The sequence below is a fragment of the Xanthomonas hortorum pv. pelargonii genome (assembly GCF_024499015.1).
Classification (GTDB): domain Bacteria; phylum Pseudomonadota; class Gammaproteobacteria; order Xanthomonadales; family Xanthomonadaceae; genus Xanthomonas; species Xanthomonas hortorum_B.
In genome coordinates this window covers 5,120,598-5,143,087 of sequence record NZ_CP098604.1, presented here as the reverse complement: position 1 = coordinate 5,143,087, position 22,490 = coordinate 5,120,598, and the positions used below count along the sequence as shown (strand labels likewise).

Sequence of the window (22,490 nt, the reverse complement as noted above, 5' to 3'; positions counted from 1 at the left end):
TAAAGAACATGCTGCGATTAATAGGCGAAGCGGCACGGCTGAAACTGTGCGGAATATCACTAACCATAAACTCATCCGTTACACAAACAAAATCTGTCGACTGGTTTGCTCGGGCTCGCTAGAGGTGGTGACGTGCCTCATCCGCAATAGCGCACGCTCCATGCACCACCAGATTAACCGTGAAAATGCGAATTTATCCACGATCTATGCGGAATATGATTGGATGAGGCTGGTAGTTAAAAGAAGACAGATGCGCGCGCAAAGCCTTGCTAGCGAACCGAACAATAGGCGCGGAATGTTATTAAAGGATGCTGCGATGCAAAAATTCGTATATTCAGCCGGCAACCCAGAGACTTGTATTGCAATCGTTTGGAGAATCACTGCAATCGTTTTCTAGATTAATACCAATGAACATTTCCCTCAGAACTCAGCCGACCGCGTATCTGCGGTGAGCGAAACTTATTGAAACAACGCTTGCAGAGCCTGCTGATGTGATACCGTTTTTTCGTGCATTACATCGGGCATGGGATGTGGATCAGATCCCAGATGGTCGTCACCTGCCGATGACTCCGGTTTGTTTCTAGTAGCCATGCAGTGTGTGATCTTCAACACGGACTCTGATGGCATGACGCTTGCTCTGGACAACAAAACGCAGGAACGGCATGCCGACTGGTCAGGAGTGCCGATCGATCTGGGCGGGATGGAGCCGCTCGATCAGATCGCACGCCTGATCTGCCATGCATTGGTAGCGCCCGCTGCTGCGCTGACCATTACCGAAGGCGGCCGCTTACGTGTGCTGGCGGCGCGCGGCATCAGCATCGGCCATGTCGAACAAGCCATCGCGTCGTGTTGTCAGGTCAATGCCGCCGCCAACGGCGTTTCGGAGCTGATCGGCCACTCCGCGCTGGCACCGATTCAGCTCGGCGATGCAGCCTTCCCGGGATTGCCTGCGCGCTTCATCGCCTGTGTGCCGGTCGGCACACAGCAAACCGGCGTCTCCGGCACGCTGTGCGTGATCGATACGCGTGAGCGCCATCTGGCCAGCCAGGAGCATCAGCAACTGTTGATGTTCGCCAACGTGGCCGCCGCGCAACTTGAATTGCAGTTCGGCGCCGGCCGTCGCGAACCGCATAGCGGCCTGCTCAATGCGCGTCAGCTGCAATCGGATCTGGATGCCCTCGCCTTTGGCAGCCACTGCGTGCCGACCATCGCCTCGTTCATCGAGGTCTACGACACCCAGGCCGCCAACGAAGCACGCCAGGCGCTGGGCATGCAACCGTTGGAAGAGTTGATACGGCACGCCAGCTACGTGCTGACCCGCGCACTGCGTGGCAAGGCCACCGTGTATCACGTGGCACCGATGCGGTTTGCGTTCTTTCTGTTGAACTCTGCGCCCGACGAGATGGAAGACCTGTTGCTCGATCTGCGGGACATGTTGCATCAGCCGATGGATGCGGCCGGCGTGCCGATGTCGTTGACCTTTCACGCCGGTGTTGTGCGCTTTGCGCCGCAGCAACCCGACACCAACGACGTCATGCGCAAGGGGCTGGTGGCGTTGGGCGATGCGATCAACAACCACGCCATCGTGTGCTGGTACAGCGCCCTGCACGACGATGCGATTCAACGCTCTTACCGCCTGGCATTGGACGCAGAACGTGCATTGGACGCCGGCGATTTCCGGCTGGTGTTTCAGCCGCGCATCGACCTTGCCGACCTGTCGGTGACCGGTTTTGAAGCGCTGCTGCGCTGGCACCACGCCAGTCTTGGCCCGATCGGCCCGGACGAATTCATTCCGCTGTTCGAAAAGACCGCCCTGATGTGCACCGTCACCAACTGGGTGATCGAAACTGCGCTGGTGCAGCTGGCCAAGTGGCGGGCGCAGGGGCTGGATTTCTCGATCTCGATCAATCTGTCTTCACGCGATTTCGGCAACCTCAATCTGGCTGCGGATGTCATCAATCGCTGCAGGGAACTGGCGATCCCCACCTCGCGGATCGAATTGGAAATCACCGAAGGCCGCTGGTTGCGCAGCAATGTGGAAGCAGTTCCTCGGCTACGCGCACTGCGCGATGCCGGCGTCAGCGTGGCCATCGACGATTTCGGCACCGGCTACAGCAACTTCGGTTACCTCACCGAGTTGCCGGTCAACGTGCTCAAGCTCGATCGCTCGCTGGTCACCGGCATTGCCACCAAGGCCGGCATGCAGATGCGCGCCGAGGCGGTGGTGCGGCTGGCCAATGCGCTGGGCTATCGCACCGTGGCCGAAGGCGTCGAACATGCCGACGAAATTGCGCTGTTGCGTAGCTGGGGATGCGACGAAGCGCAGGGCTATCTGCTCTCCCGCCCGATGGAAGCGCACCTGGTGGCCGCTTACGTTGCGCAGGCGCTGGCCGCGCAGCGACTGCCGTGAGCGCAGCGTTCAACTCAGATCGTGCAGCGCCTTGCCCAATGGTGGGCCCAGCGTCCAGTCGGAGAAGCGCACCGTCAACCCCGCGCGCTCCGGCGTGCAGCACATCGGCCCGACCCGATAGGCATCGGCCACCGGGAACGGGCAGAGCCTGATCAGTGGCCAGCTGCGTCCATCGGCAGAGACCTGTAGGCGCAACACACCCTCGGCAACGGTGGCGCGGATCCAGAAATCCTTTGGATCGGCTTCGTAGGGACCGGTCGCCCAGTCCGACACCGGATTGGTCAGCACGCTGCTGAGCATAGCGCGCCCGTCGCTGAGTTCGATGCCCGCCTTGACCCAGCGCTGCTCGTCCAGGCGCACCATGATGCCAGCCTGGTCGTAGAGCGATGCGTATTGGGTGCGCACGCGCAGCTGCGCAGTGAAACCCGCTGCAGCCGTGACACCCAGAAAATGCCCGCTATCGCGGGTAAATCCGTAATGGGTCTGGCGCCAGAAGTCGGTGGCCTGGTCGGTCACCACCTCCAAGGTGTCGCCATCGATCTCCACTGTCTTCGGCCGGTTGAGCCAGATACCATCGTGCCAGGCCGTGTCGTGCGGCATGCTGATCTCCGAATTCGTTATGACCTGCTTTTCCCGGCTGCGCGTCTTCACGCATGTGCCAGCGCGTAATCCAGTGCCGCACAGATCGCCGCTACCTGCGCCGCATTGCATTGCGCGGGCGTTGCACGCGGGCTGTCCGGATACACCTCGGTGGTGGTGCGATAGCGCGCCTGCGTCACGCCGGCGCACAAGCCCAGACGCCGCACCGGATAGTTGATGACACCATGGCCCACCACAGGTGCGCCGATGAGTTGGCCCTGCGCGTCGGCAGGCGCGATGTGTAGGATCTGCGCCACCGCCGCAATCACGGCCTGCTGAAATTCCGGCTGCGGATCTTCACTGTCGCCGACCAGATAGAAGCCGTCCGGAATAGTGCCCGGCACGTACGCAACACCGTCGCGCGCGGCCAACGCCGGGCGGAATTCGGTTTCGTCGCTGTCGGTGGTTTCGTGCAGATCGATATGCACGTGCATCTGCCCAGGCAGTGCGGCGAGCAGCTGCATCAATGCGGCCGATTCTGCTGCAGGACTGTCCTCGCGAAAGGAACGGTTCGGATCGATTGCATCGGCATTCCAGCGCTGGATGCGCTCATACCCCCAGGGATTGATGCAGGGCGCCACCAGCAGATTGATCCGGCCCGCGTAATGGGCGGCGTGTTGCTGCAAGAACTGCAGTGCGCCCTGCACGCCACTGGTCTCATAACCATGCACACCGCCGGTGACCAGTGCACACGGCAGCGCAGGGTCCCAGTCGGCAGTGCGCAGTGCGATCAGCCGATACTGTTCGGTTGCCGCGCTGATCGTTGCGTAGTGCACGCGTTCAAAGCGCGCATCCATGCGCTCGACGGGCTGCACGACATCGTCGGCATAACTGCGCTGGCGCAGCTGGCGTGCACGCCATGCACTGCGCTCTGCCTCACCCCAGGGGTGCCCTGCACTGCCGATCGGATAAGCCGTGTGCGCTGTCATCACTGCAACCGTTTGTCGAAAGACCGACAAGGGTAAGCGTTGCGAACAAGCCGGTCCATGGCAGTGCCAGATCGCGCATGCTGCCGCGCCCAGGCCTGTCTCGGAATCAGAAAGGCCCTGCATCGCAGGACCTTTTTGTCTACCAATCCACAGCGTGGTGCCCCGCGTTGCGGCTCACTTCTTCGCAATGACGCCCGGGGTTGCATCCCGCACCAGAAATTCTTCGGTCAGTTGCGGCAAATAGTCCAGCAACCAGTCGGCCATTGCATGTTCCTGCTCCAGTATCTGCTCGCACACGCGCTGGGTTTGCACATCGCCCACCGTCCTGGCTGCACCGAGCAACGCGGTATAGGTGGCGATCTCTAGATTCTCGAACACATAGCCGGCCATCGCACCCTTGACGATTTCGTCGGAGGTAGTCATGCCGCCCATGGCCTGGCCGAACGCGGCCATCTTGCCCATGGTGTCCTTGATCACCGACGGCGCACCGCCAAGGCGCTCGATACAGGAATCGACCAGGCGCTGCTGGCCCAGCGTCTCTTCCAGGTGCTGCTCGAGACGTGCCTTGAGCTGGGGATAATGCTCAATGCGCGCTGCCTGGGCCTTGAGCATCTGCTCGGCCTGCTGCTCCATGGCATGCGCATCGCGCAACCAGTCCATCAAATTTTCTTGGGGTTCGGCCATGCGACATCTCCTGTTGTGTGCGAGGACTCCAGCGTGGCGCGCGCCGCATGAAAGACACGGCTGCACCAGGTGAGCGCGCAGTGGGACATCCACATGTAATTGACATCACGACCCAGCGAATTGGCCGATACGAGAGAATTAGGGTCTGGCCAGCTCTGCAAATCCTGCAGACACTGTCAGCGGTGCGACATGGAGGGTGAAGAATTTCCCTGCAATCGATGGCAGCGCCGCACAAGGTGTGCAAAATTTTCCTCACCCCTGCCGGTGCGTTGCGCACCAACAGGTTCAAGACCACACCTTTGCAATCCAATCGCCATCAGGCGACCTCAAGCGATGGGGTGCTGCAATCGTTTGTGCCTGCAGACCTCGAATAACATCGCGAAGTGCCTTCCCAAAAACGTAACAGGCCCTGCATCCAGCTGACGCAGAGCCTGTCGTGCTGCAATCCGCACCGGCACGCCATCGGCGCGCCGAACGGCGGATTTAGACTGCTTCTTCCTGCGGCTTGGCCTGCTTGGAACGGCCACCTTTGCTGCCGATACGCGACATATGATCGCGATCGCGGCTGACTGCCTGGCCACCCTTGCGACCTGCTTCACGTGCTTCGTCGCTGGTGAATTCATGTGCATTGCCGCTGGCGTGGGCGGCTTTTCCACCGCTGCTGGCCAACACGCGGCGCTTTTCAGGATCCAATGCGGCAAAGCCGCGCCGGCTACGAGTAACGTTCTGTCCGTCTTCCACTGTGCCTCCTCTCGATGCTTCGTTGGTACGCCATTGGTAATGGGGTCAACGCAACAATCGTGCCAACCCGCAAACGCAGGCCACACGGTGCACGTACATGGGGTGTCGGAAAAAACGGCTGCGCTCGCTGTGCAAATCTTGCACTCCTGTCAGCAGGACGTGGCTGCCGCTTGCGGCGATGCGTGGGTAGCGCTACCAGTGCTGGCCTGCAATGGGCGATCTTCCAGCAACGCGGCAACGTGCGCGGCGATGCTCAGGCAGCAGGTCAACCCCGGCGATTCGATGCCGAACAGATTCACCAGCCCGCCGATGCCGTGCAGGCCTGGCCCATCGATGCGGAAATCGGCGGCCGCCTCGCCTGGCCCACTGATCTTCGGCCGTACGCCGCAATAGCCAGGCTGCAATGCGCCCTCCGGCAAGCCAGGCCAGTAACGCCGTATCGCTGCAACAAAACTGTCCGCCCGCGTAGGCTCACAGTAGTAATCGGGCGCACTTACCCACTCCACATCAGGGCCGAAGCGTGCACGCCCGTGCAGGTCCAGGGTGAGATGCACGCCCAGGCCGCCAGGTTCGGGCAACGGATAGATTAGTTGATCAAACGGCGAGCGGCCGGCCAAGCTGAAATAGCTGCCTTTGGCGAAATGCGCCTGCACCTGCGCATGGGCAGGCAGGCCATCGATGCGTACAGCTAAGGAACCTCTGAACAACGCACCATAGATACGCGACACTACCCGCCTCATGTTGAGGAGTAATCCATGCAACTGACGTTCGGCGACGCTGAAGGCCTGGGCAAGCGCAAGCAGACCCGCCGGGAGATCTTCCTGGCCGAGATGGAGCAGGTCGTTCCGTGGCAGCACTTGCTCGGTCTGATCGCACCGCACTATCCGGTGTCGGGACGCCCTGGTCGACAGCCATACGCACTGGCGACGATGTTGCGGATTCATTTGCTGCAGCAGTGGTATGCGTTGAGCGATCCGGCGATGGAAGAAGCGCTGCACGAGATCCCGATCTTGCGGAGGTTTGCCCAGCTCGGTGGCTTGGACAACGTTCCGGACGAGACCACGATTCTCAACTTTCGGCGCCTGCTGGAGACCCATGGCCTTGCCGCGCGGATGCTGGACGCGGTCAACGCGCATCTGGCACGCAAGGGGCAGAGCCTGCGGTCGGGCACGATCGTCGATGCGACGCTGATCGCTGCACCCAGTTCGACCAAGAACGCCGATCACGCGCGCGACCCTGAAATGCATCAGACCAGGAAGGGCAATCAGTGGTATTTCGGGATGAAGGCGCACATCGGCGTGGATGAATTTTCCGGGCTGGTGCACCACGTCCATTGCACAGCCGCCAATGTCGCCGACGTCACGGTGACGCACGCATTACTGCATGGCAAAGAAGACAGCGTGTTCGGCGACAGCGGCTACACCGGTGCGGACAAACGCGAAGAACTGCAGACCTGCAAGGCTGCATTTTCATTGCCGCCAAGCGTTCGACGCTGCAAGCCATCGGCAACAAACGCGAGCGTGCTCGGGAACAGCGTTGGGAACACTTCAAGGCCAGCGTGCGCGCGAAGGTGGAGCATCCGTTCCGGGTGATCAAGCGCCAGTTCGGTTACACCAAGGTCCGCTATCGCGGCCTGGCCAAGAACACCGCACACGTGCTGACCTTGTTTGCGCTCTCCAATCTGTGGATGAAGCGAAAGCAGTTACTGCCTGCCATGGGGAGCGTGCGCCTGTAACCCGGGAATTCCCAAGGAAAGTGCCAGAAATAGCGGAAGATCCGAAGATCCAAACGCGACTCTCCGGACCGACGCGACATCCCGCACTCTCAGGCCTCGTTATTCAGACCTTCCCTAACGGCGGCGCGCCATGGCCGGCCGCATTCACCAGCCAGTTGCAGGTGAGCGACACCGGCGCATGGCCGTCACCTGCAATCGAAAGACGGAATCCGGCTGCATTTGGCTCGACGTGTTCCACCGTCGTGCGCAGCGCCACGGTGGCGCCGTGCGCTTCGGCATCGCCCTGCAATGCCAGCATCAATGCATGGCTGTCGATGATGCCGGTGGCGGTGGACTCCAGAGCGGCAACGCAACGCAGCTGCGGCGCGCGCTCCCGCACCTGCGCCTGACTGAGCGGCACAACACCGTGCGCACCACTGGCCACCGCGTTGTGATGCAGCCGGTCGAGTTGTTCGCGTTGCGCGTGGTCGCACGCGATGATCAATTTGCCGCAACGCCGATACGGCACGTTACGTTGCTCGCAGTAGGCATACAACACGCTGTTGCCGCTGACGCACAACTGCGCCTTCAACGACCCGGCCGGGTAGTAGAGACCTGCGTGGATCACCTCACTATTGCGTGCACTGCTGCCAGTGCCGATCGCGGCCTGCGATTCCAGCACCAACACCGCATGCCCCTGCAGCGCGAGGTGACGCGCAATCGCCAGCCCCACCACGCCTGCGCCCACCACCACACATTCAACGTCGTGCATGTTCGGCCTCAAACCATCGGCAACCCGCATAGCGGTACACCATAACGCACAGGATTGTCGCGACCGATATCACCCTTTTCTCACTATCCGCTCTTATATTTAGGCCGGGTTATGTTGACCTCACGGTTATGCGAGGCGACAAACGTTTTCCTGACCCTGGCTTGCGGCGTGCGTTGTTTCACCCCACCCGAGTAAAAGCAGTCGCGGCCGGTTAGAAGGTGCGATCACCGAAGGAGTATCGATGGACGCAACGCGCTCGGTCCTGCTGGCCTCCAATTACCAGGCCTGGCCAGAGGCTTTCAACGGGCAGGCCTATGCCTTGCTCAATGTCATCCGCAGCCTGGAACATGCAGACCTGCTGTGCCCGCCCGCAGCGGAGTACACCAGCGGGCGCGGAGTCAATCCGGGTGTGCCGTATCTGCTCAACGAATTGAAGCATCGCGGCGCCTCTGCGCTGCACCGGTTGAGCGGGCGGCCTGCCCTCTCCAATGCACAGCCACGCAAAGTCGAGCAGGACTACGACCTGTTTTTCTACGTGTGCCAGTTCCCCAGAGAGCTGAGCGCGCTCGGACGCATGGACGGCTGGCGCAAGCGCTGCCGCACGCGTGTGGTGTACCTGCTGGAAACCTGGCCTGAGCTGCTGGAATCGCAAAAGACCGAATTGAAACTGCTCGATCAGTTCGATCATGTCTTCGTGCTCAATGCCAGCTGCGTGGATGCGCTGCGTGGCTACACCAGCACACCGGTGTCGTTTTTGGCCAGCGCGTGCGACACCTTGTTGGCAACCCCACTGCCGCGTGCGCCACAGCGCTGCATCGATGTGGTCAGCATCGGCCGGCGCGTGCCGCAGGTGCATGCGCAATTGCTGGCGCATGCACAGGCCAACCCAGGATTTTTCTATCTGCACGACGTGCTACGCGGCGGTGCGGTGCAGGACTGGGCTGCACACCGCCTGCAATCGAGCGCAATGATCAAGCGCGCCAAGTTCTTCATGGCCCACGACTTTACTGTCGACACTGCAGGCTTCTTCAAGGGTGTGAAAAAACAGGCCTTGGCCACGCGCTATTTCGAAGGTGCCGCAGGCGGCGCGATCGTGCTGGGTTCTGCGCAGGGCTGCCCCGAATTCCGGCAGTTCTTCGATTGGGACGATGCGGTCATCGATCTGCCGTCAGACGTCCGCGATATCGGCCAGTTTCTGCACGATCTGGAACAGCAGAGCGAGCGGCTGGATCGCGCACGCCTGCACAACACCGTGCAATCGCTACGCCGGCACGACTGGGCGCACCGGTGGGCGCAGATTCTGCAGACGCTGCAGCTGCCTCGCCCGGCGTTGATGGCCGAGCGTTTTTCCATGCTCGACAACCTGGCGGCCATGGCCGAACACGCTGCCTGCTCCCCGGCACCCGTGCTGAGCATGACCGCATAACGTTGCATCGCAGTGCTCCGGCATCACGCAAGGCTCCAGCCCCAAAGGACGTATCAATGAAAGCAGTCATTCTGGCTGGCGGACTGGGAACGCGCATTTCCGAAGAAACTGCCATCCGCCCCAAGCCCATGGTGGAAATCGGCGGCAAACCGATCCTGTGGCACATCATGAAAATCTACGCGCACCACGGCATCCAGGATTTCGTCGTGTGTCTGGGGTACCGCGGCGAAGTGATCAAGGATTTTTTCATGAACTATCACATGCGCGAATCGGATGTGACCTGTGACCTCGGCAGCAATACGACCACCTTGCATAACACCCGCGCCGAACCCTGGCGGGTGACGCTGGTGGACACCGGTGCGCAGACCATGACCGGCGGCCGGCTGCGCCGCGTGCGCGAGCATCTGCGCGGCGAATCGGCGTTTTGCATGACCTACGGCGATGGCGTGGCCGATGTGGATATCGGTGCAGCCATCGCGCTGCATCAACGCGAAGGCCGGCTTGCCACGGTCACTGCCGTGCAACCGCCCGGCCGCTTCGGCGCGTTGCGGGTGGAAGGCGAACACGTCACCGGTTTCCGCGAAAAACCGCTGGATGGCGACGGTTTGATCAACGGCGGTTTTTTCGTGCTGGACCCACGCGTGATCGACGTGATCGAAGACGACGCCACCGTGTGGGAGAACAGCCCGCTGGAAACGCTGGTCGACCGCGATGAGTTGAGCGTCTATCGCCACGACGGGTTCTGGCAACCGATGGACACACTGCGCGACCGCAATCATCTCGAAACCCTCTGGTCGTTCAATCGCGCGCCGTGGCGCGTGTGGGAGTAACAGCATGCGCATTCTGATCACCGGCAACATGGGCTATATCGGGCCAGTAGTGGCCGCCCATTTGCGGCAACGCTATCCGCAGGCCTGGTTGGTGGGGCTGGATCGCGGCTGGTTCGCGCATTGCCTGTCCGACCCGCGGCGCCTGCCGGAAGTGGTGCTGGACCAGCAATGGTTCGGCGATGTGCGCGACCTCACCGCGCAGCAACTACAGGGTTTCGACGCGGTGGTGCACCTGGCGGCGATCTCCAACGATGCGATGGGCAAGCGCTTCGAGCTGGTCACCGACGCGATCAACTGCAAGGCGAGCGTTGCCGTGGCACATGCCGCTGCGCAGGCCGGCGTGCGCCACTTCGTGTTCGCTTCCAGCTGCAGCGTGTATGGGGCAGCCGCCGATGGCACGCCGCGCTCGGAAACCAGCCCCATCGCCCCGCTCACCGCCTATGCGCATTCCAAGATCGATACCGAACGTGCGCTTGCGCAGCTGGACACCGACATGGTGATCACCTGCCTGCGTTTTGCCACTGCTTGCGGCGCCTCGCCACGCTTGCGGCTGGATCTGGTGCTCAACGATTTCGTCGCCAGCGCCGTGGCCAACGGCACCGTGGAGGTACTGTCGGATGGCTCGCCATGGCGGCCGTTGATCCATGTGCGCGATATGGCGCGCGCCATCGACTGGGCATTGAGCCGCACACCGCTGGCTGGTGGGCAGTTCCTGTTCGTCAATGCGGGCTCGGCGCGCTGGAATGTGCAGGTGCGCGATCTAGCGCAGGCGGTCGGTGTGGCGATTCCCACCGCGAAGGTGTCGATCTCCAGCAACGCGCCGGCCGACAGCCGCTCGTATCGTGTGGATTTTTCCCTGTTCGAACGTCTGGCTCCCGAGCATCAACCGCAGGAAACCCTGCGCTCCACCATCACTGAACTCCGCAACGATCTGCAGCGCGCCGGCTTCACCGATGGCGACTTCCGCCAGAGCTCGGACTTCATCCGGCTGCGCATCCTGCAGCAGTTGGTCGATGCCGGCACCCTCGCAGCGGATCTGAGGGTGGCTGCATGATCTTTCACCCTACCCCGTTGGCAGGCGCGTTTGTGATCGAGCCGCAGCAACGTGGCGATGCGCGCGGTTGGTTTGCAAGGGTGTTTTGCACGCAGGAAATGGCACAGGCCGGCCTGGTCGATCAGTTCGTGCAGGTCAATAATTCGTTCAATGCGCAGGCCGGCACCTTGCGCGGCATGCACTACCAATTGCCGCCTGCCGCCGAGGTCAAGATCGTGCGCTGCATTCGCGGTGGGCTATGGGATGCGATCGTGGATCTGCGCCCGGATTCGCGCACCTACCTGCAATGGTACGGCACCGAATTGACTGCGGAAAATCGCCTGGCGCTATACGTGCCGCGCGGCTTTGCGCATGGCTTCATCACCCTGCAGCCGCAGACCGAAGCCTTCTACTTCGCCAGTGCGATGTACACGCCGCAGGCCGAGCGCGGCTTGCGCTGGAACGATCCACGTCTGGGCCTGCAGTGGCCGCTCGAGCCGCAGCTGGTGTCCGACAAGGATGCCGCCTGGCCAGACTTCAACGAACACCAGCAAGGCATTGCGCAGCTTGCCGGGCTTACCCAGAAGGAGCGCGCATGAATATCGATCGTCTCTTGCAGGCACGCGCCGATGCAGGTCGCCCATTGCGGGTTGGCCTGTACGGGGCAGGCTTCATGGCACGCGGCATCGTCAACCAGATCGCGCACTCGGTGCCGGGCATGCGGGTGTCGGTGATCTGCAACCGCAGCGTGGACAAGGCGCTGGAGGCGTACCGCCAGGCCGGCCAGCATGCACGTGTGGTGGATGGCGCCACCGAACTGAAGCGCCAGATGGCTGCCGGCATTCCTGCCGTGACCGATGACCCTGCATTGGTCTACGAATGCGACGCACTGGATTGCCTGATCGATGCCACCGGCGCCATCGAGTACGGCGCGCACATCAGCCTGGGCGCCATCGCCCATGGCCGCCACATGGTCACGATGAATGCAGAGCTCGACGGCACCGTCGGCCCGCTGCTCAAGTGCAAGGCCGATGCGGCCGGCGTGATCTTCAGCGCCTGCGATGGCGACCAGCCCGGCGTGCAGATGAACCTGTATCGGTTCGTGCGCTCGATCGGCTTGACGCCGCTGCTGTGCGGCAACATCAAAGGCTTGCAGGACCCGTATCGCACACCGGCCACACAGGCCGGTTTTGCCGCGAAGTGGGGCCAGGACCCGCATATGGTCACCAGTTTTGCCGATGGCACCAAGATCAGCTTCGAACAGGCGATCGTGGCCAACGGCACCGGCATGTCGATCCTGCAGCGCGGCATGACCGGCTATGAGCATCGCGGGCATGTGGACGCATTGACCAAGCGTTACGACATTGAGGCGTTACGTGCAGTGGGCGGCGCGGTGGATTACGTGGTGGGCGCCCTGCCCTCGCCCGGCGTGTTCGTGCTGGCCAGTCACGAGGATGCCAAACAGCAGCATTACCTCAATCTCTACAAGCTCGGCGAAGGCCCGCTGTACAGCTTCTACACGCCGTATCACCTTTGCCATTTCGAAGTGCCGTTGTCGGTGGCGCGCGTGGTGCTGCTCGGCGATGCGGTGCTGCAGCCGCTCGGTGCGCCGCTGGTGGAAGTGATCGCCACCGCCAAACGCGACCTGGCCACCGGCGAAACCATCGACGGGCTCGGCGGCTACATGAGCTACGGCCAATGCGAGCGCGCCGATAGCACCGCAAACGCACGGCTGCTGCCGATGGGCGTGGCCGAAGGCTGCGTGCTGCGGCATGCGGTGGCCAAGGACCAGGTGCTGACTTACGACGACGTGCAGTTGCCGGCCAACCGCCTGATCGACCGCCTACGTGCGGAACAGGCCAGCGTCTTTGCCGACGCTGCGGAAATGGCTGCCTGAGCGCAGAGACATCGGCCTGCGTCCGCGTGCCGATATCGCAGCCGATGGCAGCGCTGCCTGCCCGTCCCACCATCCGCATCCTGCAGGCCGGGCGTGCACTGGCCGCGATGATGGTGGTACTCAGCCACAGCGTACTGCCCACCACGCACCTGGTGCAGCCGTTACCCGCATGGCTGGCTGCGGCACTGGCGCATGGCTATCTGGGCGTGGATTTTTTCTTCGTGCTGTCGGTCTTCATCATCTACTACGTCAACCACGCCAGCGCGGGCACGCCAGGCTGGAGCCGCGACTATGCCGGCAGCCGCATCAGCCGCATCTATCTGCCCTACTGGCCGGTGAGGGTTGCGTTGGCGCTGGCGTACACGCTGCGGCCCAGCCTGGATGATGGCGACATGGGTTGGTCGTGGTTTGCCACGCTGACCCTGCTGCCGGTCGATGGAGCATCCGCCCTGGGCGTGGCGTGGACGCTGAGTTACGAGCTCATGTTCTACGCGCTGGCGTGGTTGTTCTTTCGCAGCGGGCATCCGTTGCGGTGCGCAGTGCTCTGGGCAAGCGTGACGCTGCTTTACGCGGCAGTTGGCGCGCCGTTTGCACAGCCGGTCGATCTGTCCTGGCGTGCGCTGCTGCTGCATCCCATCACCCTGGAATTCGTCTTCGGCATGCTGGCCGCACGCGCGGTGCTGAGCACTGCACCATGGACTGTCTGGGTCAGCAGTGCTGTCGCGGTCGTCGCGTTGATGTGCTTCGTGCTCGATGGCATGCAACGCGTGCATTCGCCGCTGCTCGGCCTGGCGATCGCCGGCGCATTGGTCGGCCTGGTGCGGGCCGAATGGCGCGGCTGGCTGCGCATCGGCCCGACCCTGCTGTTGCTGGGCAATGCCTCGTACGCCATCTACCTGGTGCATATGCCGCTGATGTCGCTGGTGGCGCGCACCACACGCCGACTCGGGCCGCTGGCCACCTGGCCGCTGAACCTGCTGCTCAGCGTGAGCGCCGCACTGCTGCTCGGCGTGGTCTATCACCTGTGTTACGAGCGCATCGCCTTGCGGCATGCGCGTCGCCTGTTGGCACGTCGCATTGTGCAGTGAGCATCTTTTCCGCGATGAAGCGGCGCGCACCACGTTGCAGGCCACTGTTTTGAAATCGCGCTCAACCCACCGCCTGCTCCAACATCACGCCGAAACGATCATCGCACTGCACTGCCGCCTCGGATAACGCAGCGCCCACCAGCAGCAAGGTCGGCAAACCAGGCAGCAGTGCCGCAGCGGTGCTTCCAAGCTCGCCCAATGTGGTGAGCCGGCGTTGCTGCTCGGGACGTGTGGCGGCCTGCACGATCGCGGCCGGCGTGCTTGCGGGCAGATGCGCGAGCAAGGCACTGGCCAATGCATCGGCGCGCCGCAGCCCCATGTAGATCCCCAGCGTCGTGCCGCTGGCAGCAAGTGCGCCCCAATTCGGCTCGCCGTGATCGTGCGTATGCGCGGTGACGAAGGTGATGCCGTGGCAATGGCTGCGGTGGGTCAACGACACTTCCAGCGCGGAGGCGGCGGCGAATGCGGCACTGACGCCGTTGATGATCTGCACACCCACCCCGGCGCGGCGCAGGAAGCTGATTTCCTCCCCTGCTCGCCCGAACAGGAGTGCATCGCCGCCTTTGACGCGCACCACGCGCAAGCCCTGCAAGGCGTAGCGCCGCATCAGCCGGCAGATGAAGTCCTGCGGCGTCGATCTGCAACCACCGCGCTTGCCGACCCGGATCACCCGCGCCTGCGGTGCGAGTTCGACGATCTGCGGGTTGGCCAGATCGTCGAGCAATACCACTTGCGCGGCAGCAAGTGCCTTGACCGCCTTGATCGTGAGCAGTTCCAGATCGCCGGGGCCGGCAGACAACAACACCACATCGCGCGCGCAGGAAACAATGACGGACATGAGAAAGATCTCGCAGTGTGTGGAGGTAAGGACGTGCGCTCAGGCGAGCCGTGGTTGCCGGCATAGCCGGGTGAGTTGCGGAACACAGGAGCCGCAAACGCTGCCGCAGCCCAGGCGTTGTTTGAGCTGATCCAGATCCGCGCCGTCGTCGATGGCGGCATGAATCGCAGACGTCGACACCTGCATACAGGTGCACACGATCGGGTCGCTCGGCGTGCGTTGCGTCTGCGCGAACACCGCCAGCCGCGGACCACGCCACGCCTGGCCTGCCAATGCGGTAGCAAGCAAGGCGTGATTGGCCTCGCTGGGCTGCGCAGCAGTGAGCAGCAAGCCATCGATATGGCTGTGACCGTCCTGCATGCGCCAGCCGACGCGGCGCATCAGGCCGCGGCGCAGGTCGCGGTATTCCAGGACGTCCGCGCCGGACGGCAGCTGCAAGGCGGCCACCAGGCGATCGATCCATTGCGCATCCGGTGCGCGTTCGCAGGCAGCATGCAACACCGCCCAGTGCCCGCCCGCCTCCGCCAGCGGCTCGGCATGCAGCCGCAGCGATGCATAGCCGCACGCGCGCAACAGCGGCTGCAGCGCTTGTTGCAAGGCCAACGCATCACCGCGCCGGGCCGCGAGCAGATGCCAGCCGAAACTGGCATTCTCTACACGCACCGCTGCGTGCTTGAGCTCGGGCTGCTGCGAGCGCGCATCCACCGCCGGGCTGCTCACTTCATTGATGCCGCCACTGGACAGGCTCTGCCCACTCCAATGCATCGCGGCGAACACAGTGCCCGAGCGCAGTTCGTCGGAGAGTTCCAGCGGCAACACCAGCGCGCCGCGCTTGCTCGCAATCTGCACCAGTTCGCCCGCGACCAGACCGCGTCGCGTCGCGTCGTCCGGATGCATGCGCAACGCCGGTTCCGGGCTATGCGCAAACGCCGCAGGCACACGCCCACTGCGCGACATGCCATGCCACTGATCGCGCAGGCGGCCGGTCAGCAGCCGCATCGGAAACCGCGCCGAGGTCGGCTCTGCAACCTTGCGATACGGCGTGGCGTGGAAGCGCGCGCGTCCGTTGCTGGTGGCGAACACGCCATCGGTATAGCGCCGCACCTGCCCGTGCGCGGCACCGGCAGGAAACGGCCATTGCTGCGGCCCGCAATCCAGCATCGCGTAATCCAGCCCGCCGATATCCAGATCGCGGCCCACCGTCAGCGCACGATGCTCGTCGAAGATCTGCGCGGTGCTGTCGAACGCGAACAATCCCTTGCCCTCGGCTGGCGCCAAGCGCGCTTCCAGGCGGCGTGCGACTTCGCGCGCGATCCACCAATCCGCACGCGCCTGGCCCGGCGCGTCCACCGCCTTGCGCACGCGGGTGATGCGGCGCTCGGAGTTGGTCACCGTGCCGTCCTTCTCGCCCCAACTGGCCGCCGGCAGCAGCACATCGGCATACGGCACGGTGTCGGTGCCGGAAAACGCGTCCTGCACGATCACCAGCTCGGCCTGCTCCAGTGCGGCGCGGATGCCCTCCACCTCCGGCATCGAATGCACGGGGTTGGTACAGACAATCCATACCGCCTTCAGCGTGCCGGCACGCAGGCGCTCGAACAACTGCACCGCCGGCATGCCTGCAGTGGCGCTCAAGCGGCCGGCAGGCAAGTTCCACAAGCGTTCCAGTTCCGCACGGTCGCCGACATTGCCGATCTCGCGATGCGCCGCCAGCATCGTCGCCATGCCACCGACTTCGCGCCCACCCATCGCATTGGGCTGGCCGGTCAACGAAAACGGCCCGGCGCCGGGCTTGCCGATCTGCCCCGTCGCCAGATGCAGGTTGATCAAGGCCAGATTCTTGTCGGTGCCATGCGCGGATTGATTCAAGCCCATGCAATACAGCGACAACGCCGCCGGGCTGCGCCCGAACCACTCAGCCGCCTGCACCAGGTCCTCATGCGAGATACCGCAGATCTCGGCGCTCATGCGCGGGGTGTATTCGCGCAGCATGTGCTTGAGGTCATCGAAATCCTCGGTATGCGCCGCAACGAAACGCGCATCCACCAGACCCTCCCAGATCAGGTGATGCAGCATGCCGTTGAACAGGGCGACGTCGGTGCCGGGTTCGATCGCCAGGTGCAGGTCGGCCATGGCCGCGGTGTCGGTGCGACGCGGATCGATCACGATCCAGCGAATCTCGGGGTTGCGTGCGCGCGCCTCTTCCAGCCGGCGAAACAACACCGGATGCGCATACGCCATGTTGCTGCCGGCAAACAGCACCGTCTGGGCCAGCTCCAGATCTTCGTAACAGGTCGGCGGGCCGTCGGCGCCCAGGGCGAGCTTGTAGCCGGTGACCGCGCTGGACATGCACAGGCGCGAATTGGTATCGATATTGTTGGTGCCAAGCAGGCCCTTGGCGAGCTTGTTGAAGACGTAATAATCCTCGGTCAACAACTGCCCGGAGAGATAGAACGCCACCGCATCCGGGCCGTGCTCCTCGACGATCGCCGCCAGCCTGTTGGTCACGTGATCGAGCGCCTGATCCCAGCTCACCGCCGCACGCGGCGCCTGCCGATGACGACGCAACTCGGGTTCCAGTACGCGCCCCTGCGTACTGGCAACCGTCTGCGGCAACGCCAGGCCCTTGCTGCATAACCGCCCATGATTGGCCGGATGCTGCGGGTCGCCTTCGATTCCGACGATGCGCTCGCCATTGGTGTCGTGCTCGCTGTGGATCAGCACGCCGCAGCCGACGCCGCAGTAGCAGCAGGTCGAACGTGTGATGCGATGCATCGGCGAGGACATGTGCGGCTGCACCGCCTCGCCGCTTGATGCGTGCTGCAGACCTTCGCTCATGCAACTGGCTCGGCGACTGCATCCGGTTGCGGCACCGGCTGCAACACGATCCACACCGCATCGGCTTCCACCTTGACCGGGTAACGCGGCGCGCAGCCCACGTCGGGTGCGCAGGCCTGCCCGCTCTGCAGCGCAATCGCCCAGCCATGCAATGGGCAAGTCACGGTTTCGCCGGCCACGATGCCTTGCGACAACGGCCCGCCCTTATGCGGGCAACGGTCGCGCAGCGCGAACACCCGATCGCTGGCGGTGCGGAACAAGGCAATCGGCGGAATGCCGTCAATATCGAGTACGCGCGCGCCCAATGCAGGCAGCTCCTGCAGCGCACACACGCGGATCCAGGCGGTCTCCTGCATGCTCATTCCTCCACCGTTGCGGCCGGCGCGGCGATGCGCAGCGGTTGGTATTCCTGCCGGCGTTCGCCAGCGATACGCGCCTTCCACGGGTCGACCAGGCCTTCCAGCGAATACAGCAGGCGCTCGTACAGCGCACGTCGGTTGGCCGCGTCATCGACCACTTGCGCGCGGATATAGTCCAGCCCCACGCGTGCGATGTAGTGCACGGTACGATCCAGGTAATAGGCCTGCTCGCGATACAGCTGCAAGAACGCACCGGTGTACTCGCGCACTTCATCGGCGGTGGTCACCTTGACCAGAAAGCGCGCCACTTCGGTCTTGATCCCGCCATTGCCGCCGATATGCAGCTCCCACCCCGAATCCACCGCGATGATGCCCACGTCCTTGATGCCGGATTCGGCGCAGTTGCGCGGGCAACCGGATACCGCCAGCTTCACCTTGTGCGGGCTCCACATATTGGCCAGCATGGTTTCCAGATCGATGCCCATCTGCGTGCTGTTTTGCGTGCCGAAGCGGCAGAACTCGCTGCCCACGCAGGTCTTCACCGTGCGGATCGACTTGCCGTACGCATGCCCGGACTGCATGCCCAGATCGCGCCACACATCCACCAGATCCTCTTTCTTGACCCCGAGCAGATCGATGCGCTGGCCGCCGGTCACCTTGACCATCGGCACCGCATATTTGTCGGCAACATCGGCAATGCGGCGCAACTCACTGGCATTGGTCACCCCGCCCTTCATCTGCGGAATCACCGAGAAGGTGCCGTCTTTCTGGATGTTGGCGTGCGCCCGCTCGTTGATGAACCGCGATTGCGGGTCGTCGATGGCCTCATGCGGCCAGGTCGAGAGCATGTAGTAGTTGATCGCCGGCCGGCAGGTGGCGCAGCCATTGGGTGTGCGCCATTCCATAAAGGCATAGGCCTGCGCGTGGGTCAGCAACTTGTGCTCGCGAATGGCGCGCCGCACCTCGCCGTGACTCAGGTCCGTACATGCGCAAACTGCCTTGGTTTTCGGGGTTTCCTGAAAATTTGAACCCAGGCAGTTCATCAGGATCTGCTCGACCAGCCCGGTACACGACCCGCACGAACTCGCCGCCTTGGTGTTCTTCTTGACGTCATCGACAGTGAACAGACCTTGCTCGCTGATCGCTTTCACGATCGTGCCCTTGCACACGCCATTGCAGCCGCAGACTTCGTCGCTATCAGCCATCGCACTGGCACGGTCCTGCCCGCCCGTACCGGCATCGCCCAACGCGCTTTCGCCGAAGATCAATTGATCGCGCTGCGCCTGGATCGGTGTGCCGTCCTTGAGCAACTTGAAATACCAGCCTCCATCGCTGGTGTCGCCATACAGGCAGGCGCCCACCAGCACGTCGTCGCGGATCACCAGCTTCTTGTAGACCCCGCCGGCCGGGTCGGACAGCACGATCTCCTCACAGCCATCGCCGCCCATGAAATCGCCGGCCGAAAACAGATCGATCCCGGTGACCTTGAGCTTGGTCGAGGCCACCGAACCGCGATAGATGCCGATACCGAACTGCGCCAGATGATTCGCGCACACCTTGGCCTGCTCGAACAACGGCGCCACCAGGCCGTACGCAATGCCCCGATGATTTGCGCACTCGCCCACCGCGTACACGCGTGGGTCGAAGCTCTGCAGACTGTCGTTGACCACGATGCCACGCGAGCAATGGATGCCGGCTTCTTCGGCCAGCCGCGTATTCGGGCAGATGCCCGCTGCCATCACCACCAGATCGGCCGGGATCTCGCTGCCATCGGTAAACCTCACCCCGATCACGTCGCCCTGCGCATTGCCCAGCAGCGCACTGGTCGCAGTACTCAGCTTGAACTCCAACCCGCGCGCACGCAGCGCCTGCTGCAGCAAACCACCGGCCACCGGGTCGAGCTGACGCTCCAGCAACCAACCGGCCAGATGCACCACGGTCACGTCCATCCCGCGCACTTTCAAGCCATTGGCCGCTTCCAGACCGAGCAAGCCGCCACCGATCACCACCGCGTGCTGCTTGCTGCGCGCGGTCTCGATCATCGTGCGCGTGTCCTGGATATCGCGGTATCCAATCACGCCCTTCAAGTCGTTACCGGGAATCGGCAACACGAACGGCACCGAGCCGGTGGCGATCAACAAGCGGTCGTATTCGGCCTCGGTGCCATCGGCAGCGATCACCCGACGGCGCACGCGATCGATGCGCGTGACTTCCTTGTTCAAGTGCAGGTGAATCCCGTTGTCCTGATACCACTGCAACGGGTTGAGCACGATATCGTCGAACTCCTGCTCGCCGGCCAACACCGGCGAGAGCAGGATGCGGTTGTAGTTGGGATGCGGCTCGGCGCCGAACACGGTGATGTGGTACATGCCCGGCATCAGCTTGAGCAGTTCCTCCACAGTGCGGATGCCGGCCATGCCATTGCCGATGACGACAAGTCTGGGTTGCTTCATTGCCTGGATTCCTGTCGACATGTTCAGACCCGCGCCGCGCCGGCGGTGGACCATTCGCTACGCCATTGCGTCTTGACCCCGGCCAGCAACGCCCAGCCACCGAGTGCGAAGGCCGCGAACAACCACATGCCGATCGCATAGCTGCCGGTGTGCTGCTTGAGCACGCCCAAGCCTGCAGCAAGCGCAAATCCACCGATGCCGCCGGCCATCCCGATCAAGCCGGTCATCACCCCGATATCCTGTGCAAACCGCTGCGGTACCAGTTGAAACACCGCACCATTGCCGGCGCCCAGACACAGCAACGTCAACACAAACAACGCCAGCGTCACCATCGTGCCGCCCGCACCAAAACCTGCAATGCCCACCAACGCTGCAACCAACAGATAGACCGCCAGCAAGGCGCGCGTGCCGCCAACGCGGTCGGCAATCACACCGCCCAGCGGACGCATCACCGAACCCGCCAACACGCAGGCAGCCGTCGCCCAACCTGCAGTGCGCGCATCGAAGCCGAACTGGTCGTGGAAGTAGCCGGGCAATGCACTGGCAAACCCGGAAAACCCGCCAAAGGTCACCGAGTAGAAAAACATGAAGCGCCATGCATCGCGGTTGCCCACCAGCACGCGGCCATAGTCTGACCAACGCTTGCGCGCGACCGGTGCAGGCGCTTCTTTCGCAATCAAGACGAACACGATCAAGGTCAGCACCAACGGGATGCATGCCAGTCCAAACACGTTCTGATAACCGAACGCCAACGCCAGCATCGGCGCAAACAACGCAGCCAGCACGGTGCCGGAATTGCCTGCACCGGCAATCCCCATCGCGGTGCCCTGATGCTCGGGCGGATACCAACGCGAAGCCAGCGGCAGCGCCACGGCGAACGAGGCGCCGGCAATGCCGAGCAGCACGCCCAGCAACAACACCTGCCCCATGCTGTGCACGCCCAGCTGCCACGCACCGAACAACGAGGCAATCACCGCGAGTTGTGCGACAACGCCCGCGCGCTTGGCACCGATGCGGTCGGCCAGCATTCCCAGCACCAGCCGCAACACCGCGCCGCACAGAATCGGCACCGCCACCATCAGGGCGCGCTGCTGCGTATCCAAGCCCAGCGCTTGCGCGATCGGCACCTGCAGCGGACCGAGCAGATACCACACCATGAAACTCAGGTCGAAATACAGAAAGGATGCGAACAAGGTGGGCGTGTGCCCGGATCGCCAGAACGAGCGCTGCATAGAGACCTCTTCGAATGCGATGGCCAAAAAAAAACGGCGCCCCTCCGGTAAAACCGGAAGGACGCCGTTGTCCCGGATGCGTGCGGATCGCCGTTGATCCACTGCATCGTGTTCGTGTTGTTGCAGGCACGCCGTTGCACCTGCACGTAATCACTACGCAATCAATGTGCCAACTTGCTCACCTGAGCATCACGACGATACAAGTCATTGAAAAATAGTGGTTTGAATGCAGCCCGTCCGATTTCACGACGGCCTGTCGACACGCCAGTGCAGCTCACCATTCCCGTCTTTCGTGCAGCAATGCACCAACAGCGGGCGTCGTGTACCACTTGCTCTGCCGCTTGGCACGCCTGATAGCGCCGAACAGAACTACAGCGCGGCTGGCGCTAGGAAGCCTCATCTAGGACGCGTGCACATCGATCAAATATCTAGGTCAAAAGCCTAGCTAGTCGAGCGCACGGCGCCCTCGCCGCTCGCGGGACACGCCGCAAGTACGTCCATGTAGGCTCGGTGGCGGCATCCATGCCGCCACACGGTCCCGCAATCGGCGAGGACACCGCACCAGAAAGTTAGTCGGCTGCTTTGTTGAAAACATGCACACCGACCA

At 63.0% G+C, this 22,490-nt stretch carries 18 protein-coding genes and 1 pseudogene; 8 read left to right on the top strand and 11 right to left on the bottom strand.

The features are described 5' to 3' along the window. Window positions 1-598 precede the first annotated feature (598 nt). Window positions 599-2,410 (top strand): EAL domain-containing protein, encoded by a 1,812-nt coding sequence (locus NDY25_RS21940; protein WP_168957606.1) that lies wholly within the window; start codon window positions 599-601, stop codon window positions 2,408-2,410. A 9-nt stretch (window positions 2,411-2,419) separates the two neighbouring features. On the opposite strand, the gene NDY25_RS21935 is transcribed toward NDY25_RS21940, so the two are convergent. The 5 genes and pseudogenes from NDY25_RS21935 to NDY25_RS21915 form a co-directional block, all read right to left on the bottom strand. Further along, on the bottom strand, window positions 2,420-3,010 hold the full coding sequence (locus NDY25_RS21935; RefSeq protein ID WP_168957605.1) for a DUF1349 domain-containing protein: 591 nt from the start codon (window positions 3,008-3,010) through the stop codon (window positions 2,420-2,422). A gap of 47 nt (window positions 3,011-3,057) precedes the next feature. Then, entirely contained in the window at window positions 3,058-3,978 is a 921-nt protein-coding gene (locus NDY25_RS21930; protein ID WP_168957604.1) for a M14 family metallopeptidase, read from the bottom strand. Window positions 3,979-4,152: 174 nt separating this feature from the next. Continuing rightward, window positions 4,153-4,662: a ferritin-like domain-containing protein gene (locus NDY25_RS21925; protein WP_104551946.1), complete on the bottom strand. Its 510-nt coding sequence runs from the start codon at window positions 4,660-4,662 to the stop codon at window positions 4,153-4,155. A 483-nt stretch (window positions 4,663-5,145) separates the two neighbouring features. Then, on the bottom strand, window positions 5,146-5,403 hold the full coding sequence (locus tag NDY25_RS21920; protein WP_023904015.1) for a KGG domain-containing protein: 258 nt from the start codon (window positions 5,401-5,403) through the stop codon (window positions 5,146-5,148). 149 nt (window positions 5,404-5,552) lie between these two features. Beyond that, window positions 5,553-6,095: pseudogene (locus NDY25_RS21915) on the bottom strand (NAD(P)/FAD-dependent oxidoreductase); the annotation flags it as partial. 63 nt (window positions 6,096-6,158) lie between these two features. On the opposite strand from NDY25_RS21915, the gene NDY25_RS21910 reads away from it, so the two are divergent. Next, a protein-coding gene (locus tag NDY25_RS21910) for an IS5 family transposase (protein ID WP_256627476.1) occupies window positions 6,159-7,138 on the top strand; the annotation gives its coding sequence in 2 pieces (ribosomal slippage) (window positions 6,159-6,870 and window positions 6,870-7,138; 981 coding nt in all). A 103-nt stretch (window positions 7,139-7,241) separates the two neighbouring features. Here NDY25_RS21910 and NDY25_RS21905 read toward each other — a convergent pair. Continuing rightward, the gene (locus NDY25_RS21905) at window positions 7,242-7,889 is read right to left on the bottom strand and encodes an NAD(P)/FAD-dependent oxidoreductase (protein ID WP_233366661.1); all 648 of its coding nucleotides are present in this window, start codon (window positions 7,887-7,889) and stop codon (window positions 7,242-7,244) included. Window positions 7,890-8,130: 241 nt separating this feature from the next. On the opposite strand from NDY25_RS21905, the gene NDY25_RS21900 reads away from it, so the two are divergent. The 6 genes from NDY25_RS21900 to NDY25_RS21875 are packed head-to-tail and all read left to right on the top strand — an operon-like array spanning window position 8,131 to window position 14,163. Continuing rightward, window positions 8,131-9,315 (top strand): glycosyltransferase family protein, encoded by a 1,185-nt coding sequence (locus tag NDY25_RS21900; protein ID WP_168960068.1) that lies wholly within the window; start codon window positions 8,131-8,133, stop codon window positions 9,313-9,315. Between the two features lie 56 nt (window positions 9,316-9,371). Further along, entirely contained in the window at window positions 9,372-10,145 is a 774-nt protein-coding gene (gene rfbF, locus NDY25_RS21895; RefSeq protein WP_256627680.1) for a glucose-1-phosphate cytidylyltransferase, read from the top strand. A 4-nt stretch (window positions 10,146-10,149) separates the two neighbouring features. Then, window positions 10,150-11,199, top strand: coding sequence for an NAD-dependent epimerase/dehydratase family protein (locus tag NDY25_RS21890; protein ID WP_168960067.1), 1,050 nt, complete (start codon window positions 10,150-10,152; stop codon window positions 11,197-11,199). Continuing rightward, window positions 11,196-11,777, top strand: a complete 582-nt coding sequence (gene rfbC, locus NDY25_RS21885) for a dTDP-4-dehydrorhamnose 3,5-epimerase (RefSeq protein ID WP_168960066.1) — start codon at window positions 11,196-11,198, stop codon at window positions 11,775-11,777. Before NDY25_RS21890 ends, rfbC begins: the two co-directional genes overlap by 4 nt. Then, the gene (locus NDY25_RS21880) at window positions 11,774-13,075 is read left to right on the top strand and encodes an NAD(P)H-dependent oxidoreductase (RefSeq protein ID WP_168960065.1); all 1,302 of its coding nucleotides are present in this window, start codon (window positions 11,774-11,776) and stop codon (window positions 13,073-13,075) included. Before rfbC ends, NDY25_RS21880 begins: the two co-directional genes overlap by 4 nt. A 44-nt stretch (window positions 13,076-13,119) precedes the next feature. Further along, window positions 13,120-14,163, top strand: a complete 1,044-nt coding sequence (locus NDY25_RS21875; protein WP_168960064.1) for an acyltransferase family protein — start codon at window positions 13,120-13,122, stop codon at window positions 14,161-14,163. Between the two features lie 61 nt (window positions 14,164-14,224). Here the strand turns inward: NDY25_RS21875 and cobA are convergent, their stop codons facing one another. The 5 genes from cobA to NDY25_RS21850 form a co-directional block, all read right to left on the bottom strand. Next, the gene (gene cobA, locus NDY25_RS21870) at window positions 14,225-14,971 is read right to left on the bottom strand and encodes a uroporphyrinogen-III C-methyltransferase (RefSeq protein WP_176340965.1); all 747 of its coding nucleotides are present in this window, start codon (window positions 14,969-14,971) and stop codon (window positions 14,225-14,227) included. Between the two features lie 69 nt (window positions 14,972-15,040). Further along, window positions 15,041-17,839: a nitrate reductase gene (locus NDY25_RS21865; protein ID WP_256627679.1), complete on the bottom strand. Its 2,799-nt coding sequence runs from the start codon at window positions 17,837-17,839 to the stop codon at window positions 15,041-15,043. Next, entirely contained in the window at window positions 17,836-18,201 is a 366-nt protein-coding gene (gene nirD / locus NDY25_RS21860; protein ID WP_168960062.1) for a nitrite reductase small subunit NirD, read from the bottom strand. Before nirD ends, NDY25_RS21865 begins: the two co-directional genes overlap by 4 nt. Next, on the bottom strand, window positions 18,198-20,615 hold the full coding sequence (nirB, locus tag NDY25_RS21855; RefSeq protein WP_233366662.1) for a nitrite reductase large subunit NirB: 2,418 nt from the start codon (window positions 20,613-20,615) through the stop codon (window positions 18,198-18,200). The genes nirD and nirB overlap by 4 nt, the downstream gene beginning before the upstream one ends. Before the next feature lie 59 nt (window positions 20,616-20,674). Beyond that, entirely contained in the window at window positions 20,675-21,844 is a 1,170-nt protein-coding gene (locus NDY25_RS21850) for a nitrate/nitrite transporter (RefSeq protein ID WP_180336619.1), read from the bottom strand. Between the last annotated feature and the right edge of the window lie 646 nt (window positions 21,845-22,490).